The sequence below is a fragment of the Pseudomonas sp. B6002 genome, from assembly GCF_013385985.1.
GTDB lineage: Bacteria > Pseudomonadota > Gammaproteobacteria > Pseudomonadales > Pseudomonadaceae > Aquipseudomonas.
In genome coordinates this window covers 114,873-131,411 of record NZ_JACAOY010000016.1, presented here as the reverse complement: position 1 = coordinate 131,411, position 16,539 = coordinate 114,873, and the positions used below count along the sequence as shown (strand labels likewise).

At 60.4% G+C, this 16,539-nt stretch carries 15 protein-coding genes; 9 read left to right on the top strand and 6 right to left on the bottom strand.

What is annotated here, in order from left to right:
• Nucleotides 1-49 precede the first annotated feature (49 nt).
• On the top strand, nt 50-1,435 hold the full coding sequence (locus tag HX792_RS21330) for an MFS transporter (RefSeq protein WP_176997949.1): 1,386 nt from the start codon (nt 50-52) through the stop codon (nt 1,433-1,435).
• Nucleotides 1,436-1,494: 59 nt separating this feature from the next.
• On the opposite strand, the gene HX792_RS21325 is transcribed toward HX792_RS21330, so the two are convergent.
• The 4 genes from HX792_RS21325 to flgA all read right to left on the bottom strand — a co-directional run bounded on the left by HX792_RS21325 (nt 1,495) and on the right by flgA (nt 4,090).
• Entirely contained in the window at nt 1,495-2,244 is a 750-nt protein-coding gene (locus HX792_RS21325) for a flagellar brake protein (protein WP_176997948.1), read from the bottom strand.
• 96 nt (nt 2,245-2,340) lie between these two features.
• Nucleotides 2,341-2,811 (bottom strand): flagella synthesis protein FlgN, encoded by a 471-nt coding sequence (locus HX792_RS21320; RefSeq protein WP_176997947.1) that lies wholly within the window; start codon nt 2,809-2,811, stop codon nt 2,341-2,343.
• A gap of 48 nt (nt 2,812-2,859) precedes the next feature.
• On the bottom strand, nt 2,860-3,183 hold the full coding sequence (flgM, locus tag HX792_RS21315) for a flagellar biosynthesis anti-sigma factor FlgM (protein ID WP_176997946.1): 324 nt from the start codon (nt 3,181-3,183) through the stop codon (nt 2,860-2,862).
• A gap of 142 nt (nt 3,184-3,325) precedes the next feature.
• Complete coding sequence (flgA, locus tag HX792_RS21310; RefSeq protein WP_176997945.1) at nt 3,326-4,090, bottom strand: flagellar basal body P-ring formation chaperone FlgA; 765 nt, start codon at nt 4,088-4,090, stop codon at nt 3,326-3,328.
• An 80-nt stretch (nt 4,091-4,170) separates the two neighbouring features.
• Here flgA and HX792_RS21305 point away from each other — a divergent pair, with 80 nt between their 5' ends.
• From HX792_RS21305 to flgE, 6 genes are all read left to right on the top strand, one after another.
• On the top strand, nt 4,171-5,103 hold the full coding sequence (locus tag HX792_RS21305) for a chemotaxis protein CheV (RefSeq protein ID WP_176997944.1): 933 nt from the start codon (nt 4,171-4,173) through the stop codon (nt 5,101-5,103).
• A 43-nt stretch (nt 5,104-5,146) separates the two neighbouring features.
• Nucleotides 5,147-5,974: a protein-glutamate O-methyltransferase CheR gene (gene cheR / locus HX792_RS21300; protein ID WP_025854126.1), complete on the top strand. Its 828-nt coding sequence runs from the start codon at nt 5,147-5,149 to the stop codon at nt 5,972-5,974.
• A 328-nt stretch (nt 5,975-6,302) separates the two neighbouring features.
• Nucleotides 6,303-6,710, top strand: coding sequence for a flagellar basal body rod protein FlgB (flgB, locus tag HX792_RS21295; RefSeq protein WP_003214246.1), 408 nt, complete (start codon nt 6,303-6,305; stop codon nt 6,708-6,710).
• Between the two features lie 3 nt (nt 6,711-6,713).
• Entirely contained in the window at nt 6,714-7,157 is a 444-nt protein-coding gene (flgC, locus tag HX792_RS21290) for a flagellar basal body rod protein FlgC (RefSeq protein WP_016973698.1), read from the top strand.
• A 16-nt stretch (nt 7,158-7,173) separates the two neighbouring features.
• Nucleotides 7,174-7,902 (top strand): flagellar hook assembly protein FlgD, encoded by a 729-nt coding sequence (flgD, locus tag HX792_RS21285; RefSeq protein ID WP_176997943.1) that lies wholly within the window; start codon nt 7,174-7,176, stop codon nt 7,900-7,902.
• Nucleotides 7,903-7,933: 31 nt separating this feature from the next.
• Nucleotides 7,934-9,250 carry a flagellar hook protein FlgE gene (gene flgE / locus HX792_RS21280; RefSeq protein WP_176997942.1) on the top strand — a complete coding sequence of 439 codons (1,317 nt, stop codon included), beginning with the start codon at nt 7,934-7,936 and terminating at the stop codon, nt 9,248-9,250.
• A gap of 365 nt (nt 9,251-9,615) precedes the next feature.
• Here the strand turns inward: flgE and HX792_RS21275 are convergent, their stop codons facing one another.
• Nucleotides 9,616-12,513 carry a ribonucleoside-diphosphate reductase subunit alpha gene (locus tag HX792_RS21275; protein ID WP_176997941.1) on the bottom strand — a complete coding sequence of 966 codons (2,898 nt, stop codon included), beginning with the start codon at nt 12,511-12,513 and terminating at the stop codon, nt 9,616-9,618.
• A gap of 758 nt (nt 12,514-13,271) precedes the next feature.
• Here HX792_RS21275 and HX792_RS21270 point away from each other — a divergent pair.
• Both HX792_RS21270 and HX792_RS21265 read left to right on the top strand, forming a co-directional pair.
• A complete protein-coding gene (locus HX792_RS21270; protein WP_176997940.1) occupies nt 13,272-13,997 on the top strand; it encodes a response regulator in 726 nt (241 codons plus the stop codon).
• Entirely contained in the window at nt 13,994-15,604 is a 1,611-nt protein-coding gene (locus tag HX792_RS21265) for an ATP-binding protein (protein WP_176997939.1), read from the top strand. The genes HX792_RS21270 and HX792_RS21265 overlap by 4 nt, the downstream gene beginning before the upstream one ends.
• A gap of 87 nt (nt 15,605-15,691) precedes the next feature.
• Here HX792_RS21265 and HX792_RS21260 read toward each other — a convergent pair whose 3' ends face one another.
• On the bottom strand, nt 15,692-16,408 hold the full coding sequence (locus HX792_RS21260) for a 4'-phosphopantetheinyl transferase (RefSeq protein WP_176997938.1): 717 nt from the start codon (nt 16,406-16,408) through the stop codon (nt 15,692-15,694).
• Nucleotides 16,409-16,539 lie beyond the last annotated feature (131 nt).

The following is a 16,539-nucleotide window of genomic DNA, read 5'->3' as shown; positions in this document are numbered from 1 at the left end:
TCATGCCGATAGCCCTGTCTCTCACCGCAAGGAGCCGCTCGGAACGCCGATGCGCCAGATCTGGAAATCTTTTCGAGCCCTTTATTTCGCCTCCTTGATGATGCTGATCGGCTCCGGCCTGCTCAGTACTTACCTGGCCCTGCGCCTGGCCGCCGACCATGTCGACAGCTTGTGGGTGGGTGCGTTGATGGCGGCCAACTACTTTGGCCTGGTACTGGGCGGCAAGATCGGGCACCGCCTGATCGCCCGGGTCGGGCATATTCGCGCCTATGCCACCTGTGCCGGTATCGTCGGTGCGGCGGTACTCGGCCACGGGTTGATCAACTGGCTGCCGGCCTGGATCGTGCTGCGTACGATCGTGGGCCTGGGGATGATGTGCCAGTACATGGTCATAGAAAGCTGGCTCAACGAACAGGCAGACGCCAAGCAGCGTGGCGTGGTGTTCAGCGGCTACATGATCGCGTCCTACCTGGGTCTGGTGCTGGGGCAGTTGATCCTGGTCATGCACCCTCAACTCGGTCTCGAACTGCTGATGCTGGTCGCGGTGTGCTTTGCCCTGTGCCTGGTGCCGGTGGCCATGACCCGACGCATTCACCCCGCGCCTCTGCACCCTGCACCGATGGAGCCGCGCTTCTTCATTAAACGGGTGCCGCAGTCGCTGAGCACGGTGCTGGGGGCTGGAGTAATCGTGGGCTCGTTCTACGGTTTGGCGCCGCTCTATGCGTCGCAGCAAGGCCTGACGACCGAGCAGGTCGGTCTGTTCATGGGCTGCTGTATTTTTGCCGGCCTGCTGGTGCAGTGGCCGTTGGGCTGGTTGTCGGATCGCTATGATCGGGCGTTGCTGATTCGTTGCTTCGCGTTGTGCCTCGCGGTGGCTGCATTGCCGCTGGCGATCATGTCGCAGGTGCCGCTGGAGGTGCTGTTCGTCGCCGGTTTCCTGTGTTCGCTGGTGCAGTTCTGCCTGTATCCGCTGGCCGTGGCGTTTTCCAACGACCATGTGGAAGGTGATCGCCGGGTTTCTCTGACGGCAATGCTGCTGGTGACCTACGGCATTGGTGCCAGTATCGGGCCGCTGCTGGCGGGTGTGGCGATGAAGCTGTTTGGCAGTCACATGCTGTATGCGTTCTTCAGCCTGTGTGCGTTGATCCTGGTGTGGCGTATCCGGCCGAAGGCGGTGACCAACCTGCATCAGGTGGATGATGCACCGCTGCATCACGTGGCAATGCCCGACAGCATGTCCAGCTCGCCGCTGGTGGCTTGCCTTGATCCACGGGTGGACGAGGCGGTGGTGCAGGAACAGATGCAGGCCACGCCCGTGGACCCTGCGCCCGAAGCCGATCCGGCGCCGGTGGTGGATGAGTCCGTCGTCGAAGGGCCACCGCCGCCCCTGGACCCGGATGACCACCCTCATGACCTGAGCCGCGCGCGGCCCTGAAAGCAAAAGCGGGCAGATCCCATCAGGATCTGCCCGTTTTTTATTGCGCTCGAAAATGCTTAGAAGTCGTCGTCTTTATCGAAGCGACGGGCTTCGCGCTGCAATTGGTACACAAAGCGCTCGACCTGGCGCTGCACCAGGCCACTCATGTTGTGGAAACGCACGCCGGCAAAGGTGGTGTTGATCTTCTCTTCGAAGTGCAGGTAACGCAGCTCTACTGAGGTGGTCATGCTGCCGAAGGGCAGGGCGGCGATGAACCGGTCATAGACCTGACCCAGTTGCAGGCGCTCGGAGATATCGCCTTCAAAGCGCAATTTGCAGCCGGTGGCGGAGATGTCCAGCAACTTGCCGCTGATCGGTGCCTTGAGCTTCTCGCCACCCAGTTCGATATTGACCAGTTGGGCCAGCTTCAATGCGGCGCGGAAGGCGTTACGGCGCTGATGGTAGACCACCTCGTCGGGCATGCTGCCGGTATAGATGCGGTGCCCGTCTTTTTCGCTGATGGTCAGGGTGCCGTTGCTTTCCCAGGCCACACGTACGCCTTCGTGGAAGCCCTCGATGCGAAACGGTTCGCCATTTTCGAGGTAGCGCTCACCGTCGCGCGGGATCATTTCGTCCAGGGCCAGCGTCCCGCTGTCCCGGTCAACGTCCACCAGGTAGCTTTGGAAGCGCTGGCTGCGTTCATGGAAAGTGATGATCAGAGGATCATGGCTTTCTTGCAGCATCCGCAAAGTGCCGGCGATTTCCAGAGGCGTGGTGAGGACCTTGGGTGGCTGCGGGGCATCTTCCGCATTGAGGGCGTTGAACACGGTTCTTCCATCTCCAGACAAAATACGACTTCACGCAAGAACAGGCATTTTGCCAGCATGTAGCGCGCCTTGGATAGGGCGCGCTGAAAACCGGCGTCAGGCTTGGCTGCGGGTGCTTGGCTTGACCAGGCGCGAGGTGGAGCCTTGGGCGTTGTAGAGGGCCGGAGGCTCTCCGCCGTGGAGTATACGCAACTGGTTGGCGGTCGTAGCTTGCTGTAGCTGGATCGACTGACCGTTGAGCAGGTTGGCTTCCTGGCACTGGGCGAGCAATAGATTGAGGGCGTTGCTCTGTGCCAGCAGTTGATCGCCGACCGAGGAGTGACTGGCCAGCTGAGCGAGGCCGTCGTGATCAGCCGGCAGGCCCAGGCTGATGAGAATCTGGCTGCGCTTCTTGCCATGCTGTTCCAGCAGCACAATCAGCGACTGCTTGCGTGCGAGGATTTCCTCCAGCAAGCGCATGTCCCGACCGTACAGGGCCAGGGACTCTTCTTTGAGCAGCTCGAGCAAATGTTGCGTCGGCGCCAGATCGTCAATGATCAGTTGAAGCAAATGTTCGTCGTGGTGCATGGCTGGCCTTGGGTTTTAAGCGTCCAAAAGCCCTGCGCAGGCCTTTGCCTAGCGCTCGGCTTCGAAGTTAAGCAGCTTGCTGGCTACACGGTTGCTGTCGACTTTATAGCTGCCATCGGCGATAGCCTGTTTCAACTCGGCCACGCGGGCTTTGTTGACCACCGGTTGATCGCGCAGCGAGTCAGTGACCTTCTGCAACTGTTGAGCCTCATTGCTCAGGTGTACCGATTCCCCGCTTTGGCTGGCACCGGCCTGCTCTGCCTTGGCGGGCAGGGGCTGGGACTTGGCATCTACGCTGTCCTTGGCACCGCTGGTGCGCGTAGAGCCGGGCAAAGCCTGGGCGTTATTCAAACGGCTGAAATCAATGACCATAATAAAAAAACCTCTGGGTATTTGGACGCTTGCCATGTTTTCGGCCATACCCGGACAAACTTTAGGCTCGATTGACAATAAACCTGTTTGCGCGAACGTCTGGCGCACAGTGTAGGAAAAGCTGGCGTCCGATACCAGTGATCTATAAAGCCACCTCGACTTGTCCGGGAGCGGTCACCCGCGCCTTGATCACGCGGTTGGAATTCAGGTTCTTGACGCGGATCTGCTCGCTCATGCCGCCGTTGGACAGCGCCTCGCCCGGCATCTTCACGTTCAGCGCGCCGCTGCTGGCAGAGATCACCACCTGGTCGCCCTTGCGCACAACCTCGGCCTGCTCCAGGTGAACCAGGGTAATCACCTGGTCGGTGACCATTGGTCGGGTCAGTTTCTGCCCGATGGCCTGGTCCAGCGTGGTGAGGTAACCCTGATTGATCAGGCTGATATCCCGCTCACGCAAGGCAACGTCTTGATCGCCGATGATCCCGGTGCGCTTGAGCGGGCGGGTCACCACCACCACGTCGCGGAACAACTTCACCTGCGCCGGCACGAACACCGTCCAGGGCGACGCGCCTTCGCAGCGCACTTTGACCGTGACACGGCCGATCGGCTGGGCTGGGCTTTCCAGGGTGGCTGTCAATTCCTTGTCGCACGCCGGCATGCGCAGGCGGGGGTCCAGCTGGTTGACCTGGATTTCGTAGCGCCCGGGCGTCTGGGTGGTTGCCAGATAATCTTCTACAGTGAACTCAAGAAAGCCCTGAGTGACGCCGATAAGTAGATCAGGCAAGGTGACGTTATCTGCGCGGGCCGTGGCCCCTGTGCCCATGGCAAGCAATGCCAGCGACGCGCAGAGCAGGCTACGGAGTCGTTGGGGAGCAAGGCGTCGGGAAACTGTCGTTTTAAGGTTCATGACCAATAAAAAGCAAAGCTCGTGCCGTTTAATGTTGGGTGCGCGTCGTACCCCTTAGGTTTTAGCGTAGGAGTCTGGGCATGGCAGGTGTAATGGATTCAGTAAACCAGCGCACACAGCTGGTAGGGCAGAATCGCCTGGAGTTGTTGCTTTTTCGCCTGGACGGCAAGCAGCTATATGGCATCAACGTGTTCAAGGTGCGGGAAGTGCTGCAATGTCCCAAGCTGACGATCATGCCCAAGTCCAGCCCGGTGGTGTGTGGCGTTGCCAACATCCGGGGTGCGACGATCCCGATTCTTGACCTGGCCATGGCCACCGGCTCTTCCGGTTTGCAGGACCGTGAAAGCCCGTTCGTGATCATCACCGAGTACAACACCAAGACCCAGGGCTTCCTGGTGCGCTCGGTGGAGCGCATCGTCAACATGAACTGGGAAGAGATCCATCCGCCGCCCAAGGGCACCGGCCGCGATCACTACCTCACGGCGGTGACGCGGGTCGATAACCAGTTGGTGGAAATCATCGACGTGGAGAAGATCCTCGCCGAAGTGGCGCCGACCTCGGAAAACATCTCGGTCGGTGTGGTTGATGCCGAAACCGCGCACAAGGCGGTATCGCTGCGGGTATTGACCGTGGATGACTCCTCCGTGGCGCGCAAGCAGGTCACCCGTTGCCTGCAAACCGTCGGTGTGGAAGTGGTCGCGCTCAATGACGGCCGCCAGGCGCTGGATTACCTGCGCAAGCTGGTGGACGAGGGCAAGAAGCCGGAAGAAGAATTCCTGATGATGATTTCCGACATCGAGATGCCGGAAATGGACGGCTACACCCTCACGGCTGAGATACGCAACGATCCACGCATGCAAAAACTACATATCATCCTGCATACTTCGTTGTCCGGTGTATTCAATCAGGCGATGGTCAAGAAGGTCGGTGCCGATGACTTCCTGGCCAAATTTCGTCCTGATGACCTGGCATCCCGGGTAGTCGACCGGATCAAGGCAGCAGATCACGGCTAGGGGGATTTCCCCTGGCGGTCACACGATTTAAGAGGCGGTATCATTGTCTACGGGTAATTTGGATTTCGAACAATTCCGGGTCTTCCTGGAAAAAGCCTGTGGCATATTGCTCGGTGAAAACAAGCAGTACCTGGTATCCAGCCGTCTCAACAAACTGATGGAACAGCAGGGTATCAAGTCCCTGGGCGAGTTGGTCCAGCGCATCCAGGGCCAGCCGCGCAGTGGCCTCAAGGAAATGGTGGTCGATGCCATGACCACCAACGAAACCCTGTGGTTTCGGGATACCTACCCCTTTGAGGTGCTCAAGAGCAAAGTGCTGCCCGAGGCCATCAAGGCCAGCCCGGGTCAGCGCCTGCGCATCTGGTCGGCGGCGTGTTCTTCGGGGCAGGAGCCGTACTCGATCTCGATGTCCATCGACGAGTTCGAACGAACCAACATGGGCCAATTGAAGGCAGGTGCGCAAATCGTTGCCACCGACCTGTCCGGCACCATGCTCACCAACTGCAAGACCGGCGAGTACGACAGCCTGGCCCTGGGCCGTGGTTTGTCCCAGGAGCGCCTGCAGCGTTACTTTGACCCGAAAGGGGCAGGGCGCTGGGCGGTCAAGGCGCCGATCAAGAACCGGGTGGAGTTCCGCTCGTTCAACCTGCTCGACAGCTACGCCAGCCTGGGCAAGTTCGACATGGTGTTCTGCCGCAACGTGCTGATCTACTTCTCGGCCGAAGTGAAGAAAGACATCCTGTTGCGCATCCACGGCACGCTCAAGCGTGGCGGCTATCTGTTCCTTGGTGCTTCCGAAGCGCTGAACGGTCTGCCGGATCATTACCAGATGGTGCAGTGCAGCCCGGGGATCATCTACCAGGCCAAGTAATACCCAAGCACTGTGGGAGCCAGGCTTTTGTAGGAGCTGGCTTGCCAGCGATAGCATCACCTCGGTCTAAATAAAAAACCGAGGTGCCTGCATCGCCGGCAAGCCGGCTCCTACAAGAGCTGGCTCCCATTTTTTTGCGGCAATCCTTCCCCGAGCGGCAAACCCCCATTGCCGCTTTACTGGCGCCACGCGGAAACCCGTTGCCGCTTTTCTGGCATTGCCGGCGGCAAACACCTCGCAAACCCTTGAGTTACGGCCTTTTCGTGAATTGGCATGCGCCTTGCTATAACCCAGTTACGAAAAGCAGGTCAGCCTAAAGGTTTCCGCCATGAGCATCAGCTTCGATAAAGCGCTCGGTATCCACGAACAAGCCCTGGGCTTCCGCGCCCAGCGTGCCGAAGTCCTGGCCAACAACATTGCCAACGCCGACACCCCGAACTACAAGGCTCGGGACCTGGACTTCTCCGCCGTGCTCGCTGCACAGCAGGACAAGACCAAGAACGGCACCTTCGCCTTGAACATGACCAATAGCCGTCATATCGAAGCGCAAGGCCTGGGCAATGGTGACGAGTCGCTGCTGTATCGCACGCCGATGCAGCCGTCGATCGACCAGAACACCGTCGACGCCCAGCTGGAGCAATCGGCCTACGCCGAGAACTCGGTGAACTTCCAGGCCAGCTTCACCCTGCTCAACAGTAAATTCAAAGGGCTGATGTCAGCCCTGCGTGGAGAGTAAGCCATGTCCCTCGCCAGTGTTTTCAATATTGCCGGCAGTGGCATGAGCGCGCAGACCACGCGTTTGAACACCGTCGCCAGTAACATCGCCAACGCCGAGACCGTGTCTTCGAGCATTGACCAGACCTACCGCGCCCGTCACCCGGTGTTCGCCACCATGTTCCAGGGTGGCCAGAGCGGCGGCAGCGATTCGCTGTTCCAGAACCAGGATGCCGCCGGCCAGGGCGTGCAGGTGCTCGGCGTCGTTGAAGACCAGAGCAACCTGGAAGCCCGCTACGAGCCGAACCATCCGGCAGCGAACGAAAAAGGTTACGTGTACTACCCGAACGTTAACGTGGTCGAGGAGATGGCAGACATGATCTCCGCCAGCCGCTCGTTCCAGACCAACGCGGAAATGATGAACACCGCCAAAACCATGATGCAGAAGGTCCTGACCCTGGGTCAGTGATAAGGGGCGCCAAATAATGGCCATTGTTGATACCACTTCTACCAACACGGCGGTTCAGGACCTTTTCAACTCGAAGGTCAAGACCGCGACGGACAACAGCAGCGTCGGTGACGCTTCCAAGGCGGCGACGGGCAACCAGTCGCTGGGCAAGGACGCATTCCTGCAACTGCTGGTGACCCAGCTCAAAAACCAGAACCCGCTGTCGCCTCAGGACAACGGCGCGTTCGTGGCGCAACTGGCGCAGTTCAGTAGCCTGGAAGGGATCAACACCCTGAACGACTCGGTGAATGCGATCTCCAGCAACTTCAGCTCGTCGCAAGCGCTGCAAGCGTCGTCGCTGGTGGGGCGTTCGATCATCACCCAGACCGACAAGGCCATGGTTGATACCAGCAAGAGCATGACCGGTTCGGTGGCGGTGACGGCGGCGACGGGCAACGTCTCCGTGAAGATCACCGACAAAGACGGCAACGTGGTGCGCACCATCGACATGGGTGCCCAAAGCGCCGGCGATGCGAGCTTTATCTGGGATGGCAAGAACGACAAGGGCGAAGTCGCCCCTGCCGGTACCTACACCTTTGCCGCCACCACGAAGAACGACAAGGGCGACTCGGTTGCCCTGGCCACTTCGCTGCCGGCAACCGTTACCAGCGTGACGCTGAGCAAGACCGGCGGCGAAATGCTGTTGAACCTTGCAGGCGGCATGGGCAGCGTCAAGCTGTCGCAAATTCAGACTATCGGTACATAGAGCCGGCTAAATACGGCAGAAGGAGAGAAACATGTCTTTTAACATCGGCCTGAGCGGCCTCTATGCGGCCAACAAACAACTGGACGTGACCGGCAACAACATCGCCAACGTCGCGACCACTGGCTTCAAGTCGTCCCGTGCGGAATTCGCGGACATCTACGCGGCCTCCAAGCTGGGCACCGGCCAGAACAGCATCGGCAACGGTGTGAACCTGGCGGCGGTGTCCCAGCAGTTCACCCAGGGTGACGTGAACAACAGCGGCGGCATCCTGGACATGGCGATCCAGGGCGGTGGCTTCTTCGTGCAGAAGGCCAGCGACGGTTCGCTGGAATACACCCGTAGCGGTGCCTTCCGTGCCGACAAAGACGGCTACATCACCAACAACACCGGCACCTCGCGCCTGCAGGGCTACGCGGCGGACGCCGATGGCAAGATCATCAAGGGCGGCCTGACCGACCTGCAACTGAACCTGTCGAACCTGCCGCCGAAGGCGTCCACCAAGGTGGACTCCACCAGTAACCTGAACTCTTCAGAAGCGGTGATCAACCAGACGACCAAGCCGTTTGACCCAAGTGACACCAGTACCTTCACCACTCAATACAGCACCACCTTGTACGACAACCAGGGTAACGCTCACCCGATGGTGCAGTACCTGGTCAAGACCGACAGCAACGTCTGGAAATCCTACACGCTGATCGATGGCCGTAACCCGGACGGCACACTGCCAACGGGCACAGGCGCAGGCACTGCGCCACCTGCTGCGACGACGCTGACGTTTGATGGTTCCGGCAAGCTCACCACTGTTGCTGGGGCAGGTGTGACCGGCAATACCCTGACCATCACCGGCTGGGTGCCGGGTACCGTGACCAATGGTGTGTGGAAGGCAAACGGTGCGACTGCCAACCCTACCGGCATCGCAATCAACATGGGCAACATCACCCAATACAACTCGGCCACCTACCGCAACCCGCCGACCACCGACGGTTATGCGACCGGCCAGATCACCGGCCTCAAAATCGACGGCAGCGGCGTACTGTTCGCCACGTTCAGCAACCAGCAGAGCAAGGCCATTGGCCAGATCTCCCTGGCCAGCTTCAACAACGAACAAGGCCTGCAGCCAGCCGGTGGCACCACCTGGAGAGAGACCTTCGCCTCGGGCCAGCCGGGTTACGACACCCCGCAAGCCGGTACCCTGGGTTCGATCGTGGCCAACTCCCTGGAGAACTCCAACGTCAACCTGACCAACGAGCTGGTGGACCTGATCAAGGCCCAGAGCAACTACCAGGCGAACGCCAAGACCATCTCCACCCAGAGCACCATCATGCAGACCATCATTCAGATGACGTGATGCGTTAACGCTTCACAAAAAGCCCCTCACACGAGGGGCTTTTTTGTGGGCGCATTCCGGTAACCCAACACAACCCTGCGCGACGCAACGCGACCCCATGTAGGAGCCGGCAAGCCGGCTCCTACAATGGTTGGCGGTGTATCAGGCGACGGATGGTTCGACAAAGGCCCGGTCAATGGTGGGAGCTGGCTTGCCTGCGATAGCTATGTGGCTGATACACCGCTATCGCCGGCAAGCCAGCTCCCACAGGTGATTGCATGTCCAAACAGAGGCCCGTGCCACGCCCATAAAAGAAAACCCCCGGCAAGCCCGGAGGCTTGGCGGGGGTTCTCGGGTAGGCGCCTTTGCGCGCCTACCGGCTCAGCTTACTGGCAAGCTTCGCAATCCGGCTCGTCGATCGCGCAGGCTTTTGGCACTGGCGCCGGACCGGCTGGAGCGGCGAGAACCGAGTCGTCACCGTGGTTGCCGCCGCTGGAAACAGCGTTCAGCTTACCGGTGTTGATGGTCGACTTCTCGGTGCTGGTCGCAGCCAGGGCACGGAGGTAGTAAGTGGTTTTCAGGCCACGGTACCACGCCATGCGGTAGGTCACGTCCAGCTTCTTGCCCGAAGCGCCGGCGATGTACAGGTTCAGGGACTGAGCCTGGTCGATCCACTTCTGACGACGGCTGGCGGCGTCAACGATCCACTTGGTGTCCACTTCGAAGGCGGTCGCGTAGAGCTCTTTGAGTTCTTGCGGGATGCGCTCGATCTGCTGCACGGAACCGTCGTAGTACTTCAGGTCGTTGATCATGACCGAGTCCCACAGGCCGCGGGCTTTCAGGTCGCGAACCAGGTACGGGTTGATCACGGTGAATTCGCCCGACAGGTTCGATTTCACATACAGGTTCTGATAGGTCGGTTCGATCGACTGCGACACGCCAGTGATGTTGGCGATGGTGGCGGTCGGTGCGATGGCCATGATGTTGGAGTTACGAATACCTTTCTGCACACGGGCACGTACTGGCGCCCAGTCCAGGGATTCGTTCAGGTCAACGTCGATGTACTTCTGGCCACGGGCTTCGATCAGGATCTGTTGCGAATCCAGCGGCAGGATGCCTTTGGACCACAGCGAACCCTGGAACGTCTCGTAGGCGCCGCGCTCGTCGGCCAGGTCGCAGGAAGCCTGGATCGCGTAGTAGCTGACCGCTTCCATGGACTTGTCGGCGAACTCGACCGCAGCATCCGAACCGTAAGGAATGTGCTGCAGGTACAGCGCGTCCTGGAAGCCCATGATGCCCAAGCCGACCGGACGGTGCTTGAAGTTGGAGTTCTGCGCCTGTGGCACCGAGTAGTAGTTGATGTCGATCACGTTATCGAGCATGCGAACGGCGGTGTTGACGGTGCGCTCCAGCTTGGCGGTGTCCAGCTTGCCGTTGACGATGTGGTTCGGCAGGTTGATCGAGCCCAGGTTGCAAACGGCGATCTCGTCCTTGTTGGTGTTCAAGGTGATCTCGGTGCACAGGTTCGAGCTGTGGACCACGCCCACGTGCTGCTGCGGGCTGCGCAGGTTGCACGGGTCTTTGAAGGTCAGCCATGGGTGGCCGGTTTCAAACAGCATGGACAGCATTTTGCGCCACAGGTCTTTGGCCTGGATGGTCTTGAACAGCTTGACCTTGCCTGGGTACTCGGTGAGGGCTTCGTAGTACTCGTAGCGCTCTTCGAAGGCTTTACCGGTCAGGTCGTGCAGGTCCGGCACTTCGGATGGCGAGAACAGGGTCCACTTGCCGTCATCGAAGACGCGCTTCATGAACAGGTCAGGGATCCAGTTGGCGGTGTTCATGTCGTGGGTACGACGACGGTCATCACCGGTGTTCTTGCGCAGCTCGATGAACTCTTCGATGTCCATGTGCCAGGTTTCCAGGTAGGCACACACAGCGCCTTTGCGCTTGCCACCCTGGTTCACGGCTACAGCGGTGTCGTTCACCACTTTCAGGAACGGTACAACGCCCTGGGACTTGCCATTGGTGCCCTTGATGTACGAACCCAGTGCACGCACCGGCGTCCAGTCGTTGCCCAGGCCACCGGCGAATTTGGACAACATGGCGTTGTCGTGGATCGCGTGGTAGATGCCCGACAGGTCATCCGGCACGGTGGTCAGGTAGCAGCTGGACAGCTGTGGACGCAGGGTGCCGGCGTTGAACAGGGTCGGGGTCGACGACATGTAGTCGAAGGACGACAGCAGGTTGTAGAACTCGATCGCACGGTCTTCTTTCTGCTTCTCTTCGATCGCCAGGCCCATGGCCACGCGCATGAAGAACACTTGCGGCAGTTCGAAGCGGATACCGTCCTTGTGGATGAAGTAACGGTCGTACAGGGTTTGCAGGCCCAGGTAGGTGAACTGCTGGTCACGCTCGTGGTTGATCGCCTTGCCCAGTTTTTCCAGGTCGAAGGTGGCCAGAACCGGGTTCAGCAATTCGAATTCGATACCCTTGGCGATGTAGGCCGGCAGGGCCTTGGCGTACAAGTCGGCCATCTCGTGGTGAGTGGCGCTGTCGGCGACTTTCAGGAAGCCCAGGCCTTCGGCACGCAGGGTGTCCATCAGCAGGCGCGCGGTCACGAACGAGTAGTTCGGCTCGCGTTCAACCAGGGTACGGGCGGTCATCACCAGGGCGGTGTTGACGTCGGTCAGGGCCACGCCGTCGTACAGGTTTTTCAGGGTTTCGCGCTGGATCAGGTCACCATCGACTTCTTCCAGGCCTTCGCAGGCCTCGGTGATGATGGTGTTCAGGCGGCCCAGGTCCAGCGGTGCAAAGCTGCCGTCGGCCAGGGTGATGCGGATCGATGGGTGAGCTTGTACCGCAGCTTCTTCAGATGGGGAGCGCACGGCACGCTCTTTGGCGCGCGAGTCGCGGTAGATCACGTAGTCGCGGGCGACTTTCTGCTCGCCGGCACGCATCAGGGCCAGTTCGACCTGGTCCTGGATTTCTTCGATGTGGATGGTGCCGCCCGACGGCATGCGACGCTTGAAGGTCGCGGTGACTTGTTCGGTCAGGCGGGCAACGGTGTCGTGGATGCGCGACGAGGCAGCAGCGGTGCCACCTTCAACTGCAAGAAACGCTTTGGTGATGGCGACGGTGATTTTGTCATCGGTGTAAGGAACGACAGTGCCGTTACGCTTGATCACTCGCAATTGGCCGGGTGCGGTGGCGGACAGATCCAGGTTCGAATCAGCGGCCTGCGGCACGGAGCCTTGCGGGTTCTCGCGAGTTGTGTCGGTTTGCATGGGGGGTTGTCTCCACATTCTATATTTATTTGGGCACCATCAAGGTGCCCACCGTTCCGTCCTGAAGCACTTACAACAGGCCAAGGGCCTGGCATAACAACTTCGGGACAGGAGGAAGGGAGCTGTTCGCGCCGCTTCCATGCCGAAGTCTTCGGTTCGGGGCTGAAAAGCCCTTGACCGTATTCCTGGTGGGTGACAGTTGCCCGCTTCAAGCACTGCAACACCCGTACCGTTTTCTGCCCGTTGGGCTGGAAAACGCTTGCCATCCGCGTGCGCGGTTTGGGCTTTCAAAAAATGCTTTGGTTCAACCAAACGGGCGCAAGAAACCTCTTGAATTTCTTGTCTGATCTGTGTTTGGTTTTTCGCTTAAAACCCTACATGTAGGGTTTTTTTAGCGCCGAGGTACAAGATAATGCGTTTTTGGGGGCTTAGCAACGCACTACCTGTGGATAACGCTGTGGGTAAAATGTGTATGAAACGTGGAACACCCGTGTAGGCCGCACTACTGCTGGATTCGGCCGTTTGTCACTGAATATTCCAAGGTAAAAACAGCGGGTTGGATTTTTGAGGGCGCGAACCCTATCACAAAAAAACGCGATCACCGAATGGATTTCCAGGCTTGTGTTAGGGGACTGGCCCGTGGCTACAATCGGCATCCGTTATGCCCTCAAAACATGACAAACAGGGTATGACCGATGGAGATCAAACTGTGGATCTCCACGGGTCAGAAGAACTTCTAATAACAATGAGGACCACCCGTGGAGCAAGAAGCCTGGCAAATACTGATCGTCGAGGACGACGAACGTCTGGCCGAGTTGACCCGTGATTACTTGGAGAGCAACGGCCTGCGCGTCTCGGTGGAAAGCGACGGGGCCCGGGCGGCGGCGCGCATCGTCGCCGAACAGCCAGACCTGGTGATCCTCGACCTGATGCTGCCCGGCGAAGACGGCTTGAGCATCTGCCGCAACGTGCGTGAGCGCTACGACGGGGTGATCCTGATGCTGACCGCGCGCACCGACGACATGGACCAAGTGCTTGGCCTGGATATGGGCGCCGACGACTACGTGTGCAAACCCGTGCGCCCACGCCTGTTGCTGGCGCGTATCCAGGCGTTGCTGCGGCGCAGTGAACCGGCCGAACCGGCCAGCGTGGAAAACCAGCGCCGCCTGCAATTCGGTCCGTTGGTGGTGGACAGCGCCCTGCGCGAAGCCTGGTTGCACGAGGGCGGCATTGAGCTGACCAGCGCCGAGTTCGACCTGTTGTGGCTGCTGGTGGCGAATGCCGGGCGCATCCTCTCCCGCGAAGAAATCTTCATCGCCCTGCGTGGCATTGGCTATGACGGCCAGGACCGCTCCATCGATGTGCGCATCTCGCGCATCCGGCCCAAGATCGGCGACGACCCGATCCACCCGCGCTTGATCAAGACCATCCGCAGCAAAGGCTACCTGTTCGTCCCCGAAGCCGCCGCCGACCTGTCGCTGTGAACTCGATCTTCCTGCGCATCTATGGCGGCATGTGCGCCGCGCTGATCCTGGTGGCGCTGCTTGGCGTACTGGCCCTGCACCTGCTCAACGAGGTGCGTAGCGGCCAATACCGCGAGCGCCTGGCCCACGGCACCTTTGCCTTGATGGGTGACAACCTGCAACCCATGAGCGCCATCGAACGCCAGCGCGCCCTGGCCGTGTGGGAGCGCTTGCTGGGGATCCCCCTGGAGCTGCGTCCCCTGGCGGATGCGCAACTGGACCTGAGCCAACGCAACCGCCTGCAACGTGGCCAAGTGCTGGTGGAACAGACCGGGCCTCACGCCGCACGGGTGTTGCGCCTGGTCAGCGAGCAGGAACAGCTGGTGCTTACCGGCGAAGTGCAGCAAATCAGCGAGCAATTGGCCCGCGCCACTATTTATCTGCTGGCTGATGAGCTGGTGCGCTTTCCCGTCGCCGAGCAGCCGCAAAAACTGGCAGACATAAAAGAAGCCAAGGGCTTTGGCTTTGACATGCACCTCATGACCCTGAATGAGGCTGACATGGACGAGGACCAGCGCCGCCGCGTATCGGAGGGCGATACGGTGATGGCCCTGGGCAAGGGCGGTGATTCGATCCGTGTGTTCGCCGGCATGGTCGGCACGCCGTGGGTACTGGAAATCGGTCCGTTGTACCAGATGAACCCGTACCCGCCGCAATGGTTGATCCTGATCGCGCTGATCAGCCTGACCCTGATCGGCCTGATCGTCTATTTACTGGTGCGTCAGCTGGAACGCCGTCTCAAAGGCCTGGAAGCCGCGGCCACTCGCATTGCCAAGGGCAACCTCGAAGTGCGCGTGCCGGCCCGGGGCGCAGACTCGGTCGGGCGCCTGGCCGCCGCCTTTAATGGCATGGCCGAACACCTGCAGCAACTGCTGGCGATCCAGCGCGAATTGGTGCGCGCGGTGTCCCACGAGTTGCGCACGCCGGTGGCCCGCCTGCGCTTCGGCCTGGAAATGGTCGGCGACGCTACGACGCCTGAAGCGCGGCGCAAATACCTGGAAGGCATGGACAGCGATATCCAGGACCTCGATGGCCTGGTGGATGAAATGCTCACCTATGCACGCTTGGAACAGGGTGCGCCCGAGCTTAATTTCCAGCGCGTCGACCTCAGCGCGTTGCTCGATCAGGTGATCGGCGAATTATCGCCACTGCGCCCGCAAGTCACCGTGAGTCGTGGTATCTGCCTGTCATCGGCACATTGGGATGACGCGTGGGTCGACGCCGAACCGCGTTACCTGCATCGCGCGCTACAGAACCTGGTGAGCAACGCCATGCGTCATGCCCAGGGCCAGGTGTTGATCAGTTACCAGGTGGGCCAGGTGCGTTGCCGCATTGACGTGGAAGACGACGGCCCCGGCGTGCCGGAAAGTGCCTGGGAGCGCATCTTCACGCCGTTCCTGCGCCTGGACGACAGCCGCACGCGGGCCTCTGGCGGGCACGGGCTGGGCCTGTCGATTGTGCGGCGGATCATTTATTGGCACGGCGGAAGGGCGTTGATCGGCAAGAGCAACAACTTGGGTGGGGCGTGCTTCAGCCTGAGTTGGCCGCGGGATCAGGATAAAGGCTGATACCGCGATCGCCGGCAAGCCGGCTCCTACAGGGGAACGCATTCCCGACTCAACTGTAGGAGCCGGCTTGCCGGTGATGGCGATTCATCAGGCGCTGATGGCCACCAGGCTCAACAACTGCTCCCCGTCCACCGCAAACTGCCCCACCAATTCCTTGCCATGGCACCATTCTTCGGACAAGTCCGTCAGTAGTCGCAACCGCACCCGGCCCGACGCCGACCACTCCACCACCTCGGCATGCTCAAAGTAAAAGCGCTTCTGCACAATCGGGTAGAGCGCCTTGAACAAACTCTCCTTCACCGAAAACGTCAGCGTCACCACTAGAGCAATCTGCTCACGCGGCACGCTGGCCATGCGTTGCAGCTCATCAGCCGTCAGAATTTCCCCTGCCAGGCGCTCCGCCCGTTCCAGGCTTAGCACATTCTCCAGGTCCATCCCTAGCCCGCGCCACTGCGCCTTGTGCCCGACAATCGCCGCCGCATGCCCGGTGCTGTGGGTGATGGAACCGCTGATATGGGCCGGCCAGACCGGCGCGCGATCGTCGCCGATGGCGGGCACGCAATCCATATGGTCGAGCTGTTGCAGGGCTGCGCGGGCGCACAGGCGGCCGGCGAGGAATTCGGCCTGGCGCTTGGCTACTGAGCGCTGAATGCTGGCCGGCGGCAGCACGGCGCAGCGCAGGAAGTCGCCCTGCGCGAGCAGGGTGGGGTCGAAGCGGGTGCTGAGGAACACCGTACCGGGCAAGGGGTCGGGCAGCGGCCAATGGGCGTCGAGTGGGGTGCAGCAAGCGGGTAGGGGCGTCATGGGCGCTATTTTGCTTCAGGTGACGCGCCAGTGGATAGCCCGCAGCGGTTCAGGCGCGGTTCAGAGCCCGTTCAGGGGGAGTTCAGGGGCGCCTGCGTAGTCTGGCCCTACAGCCAAAACGCGTAGAGGTA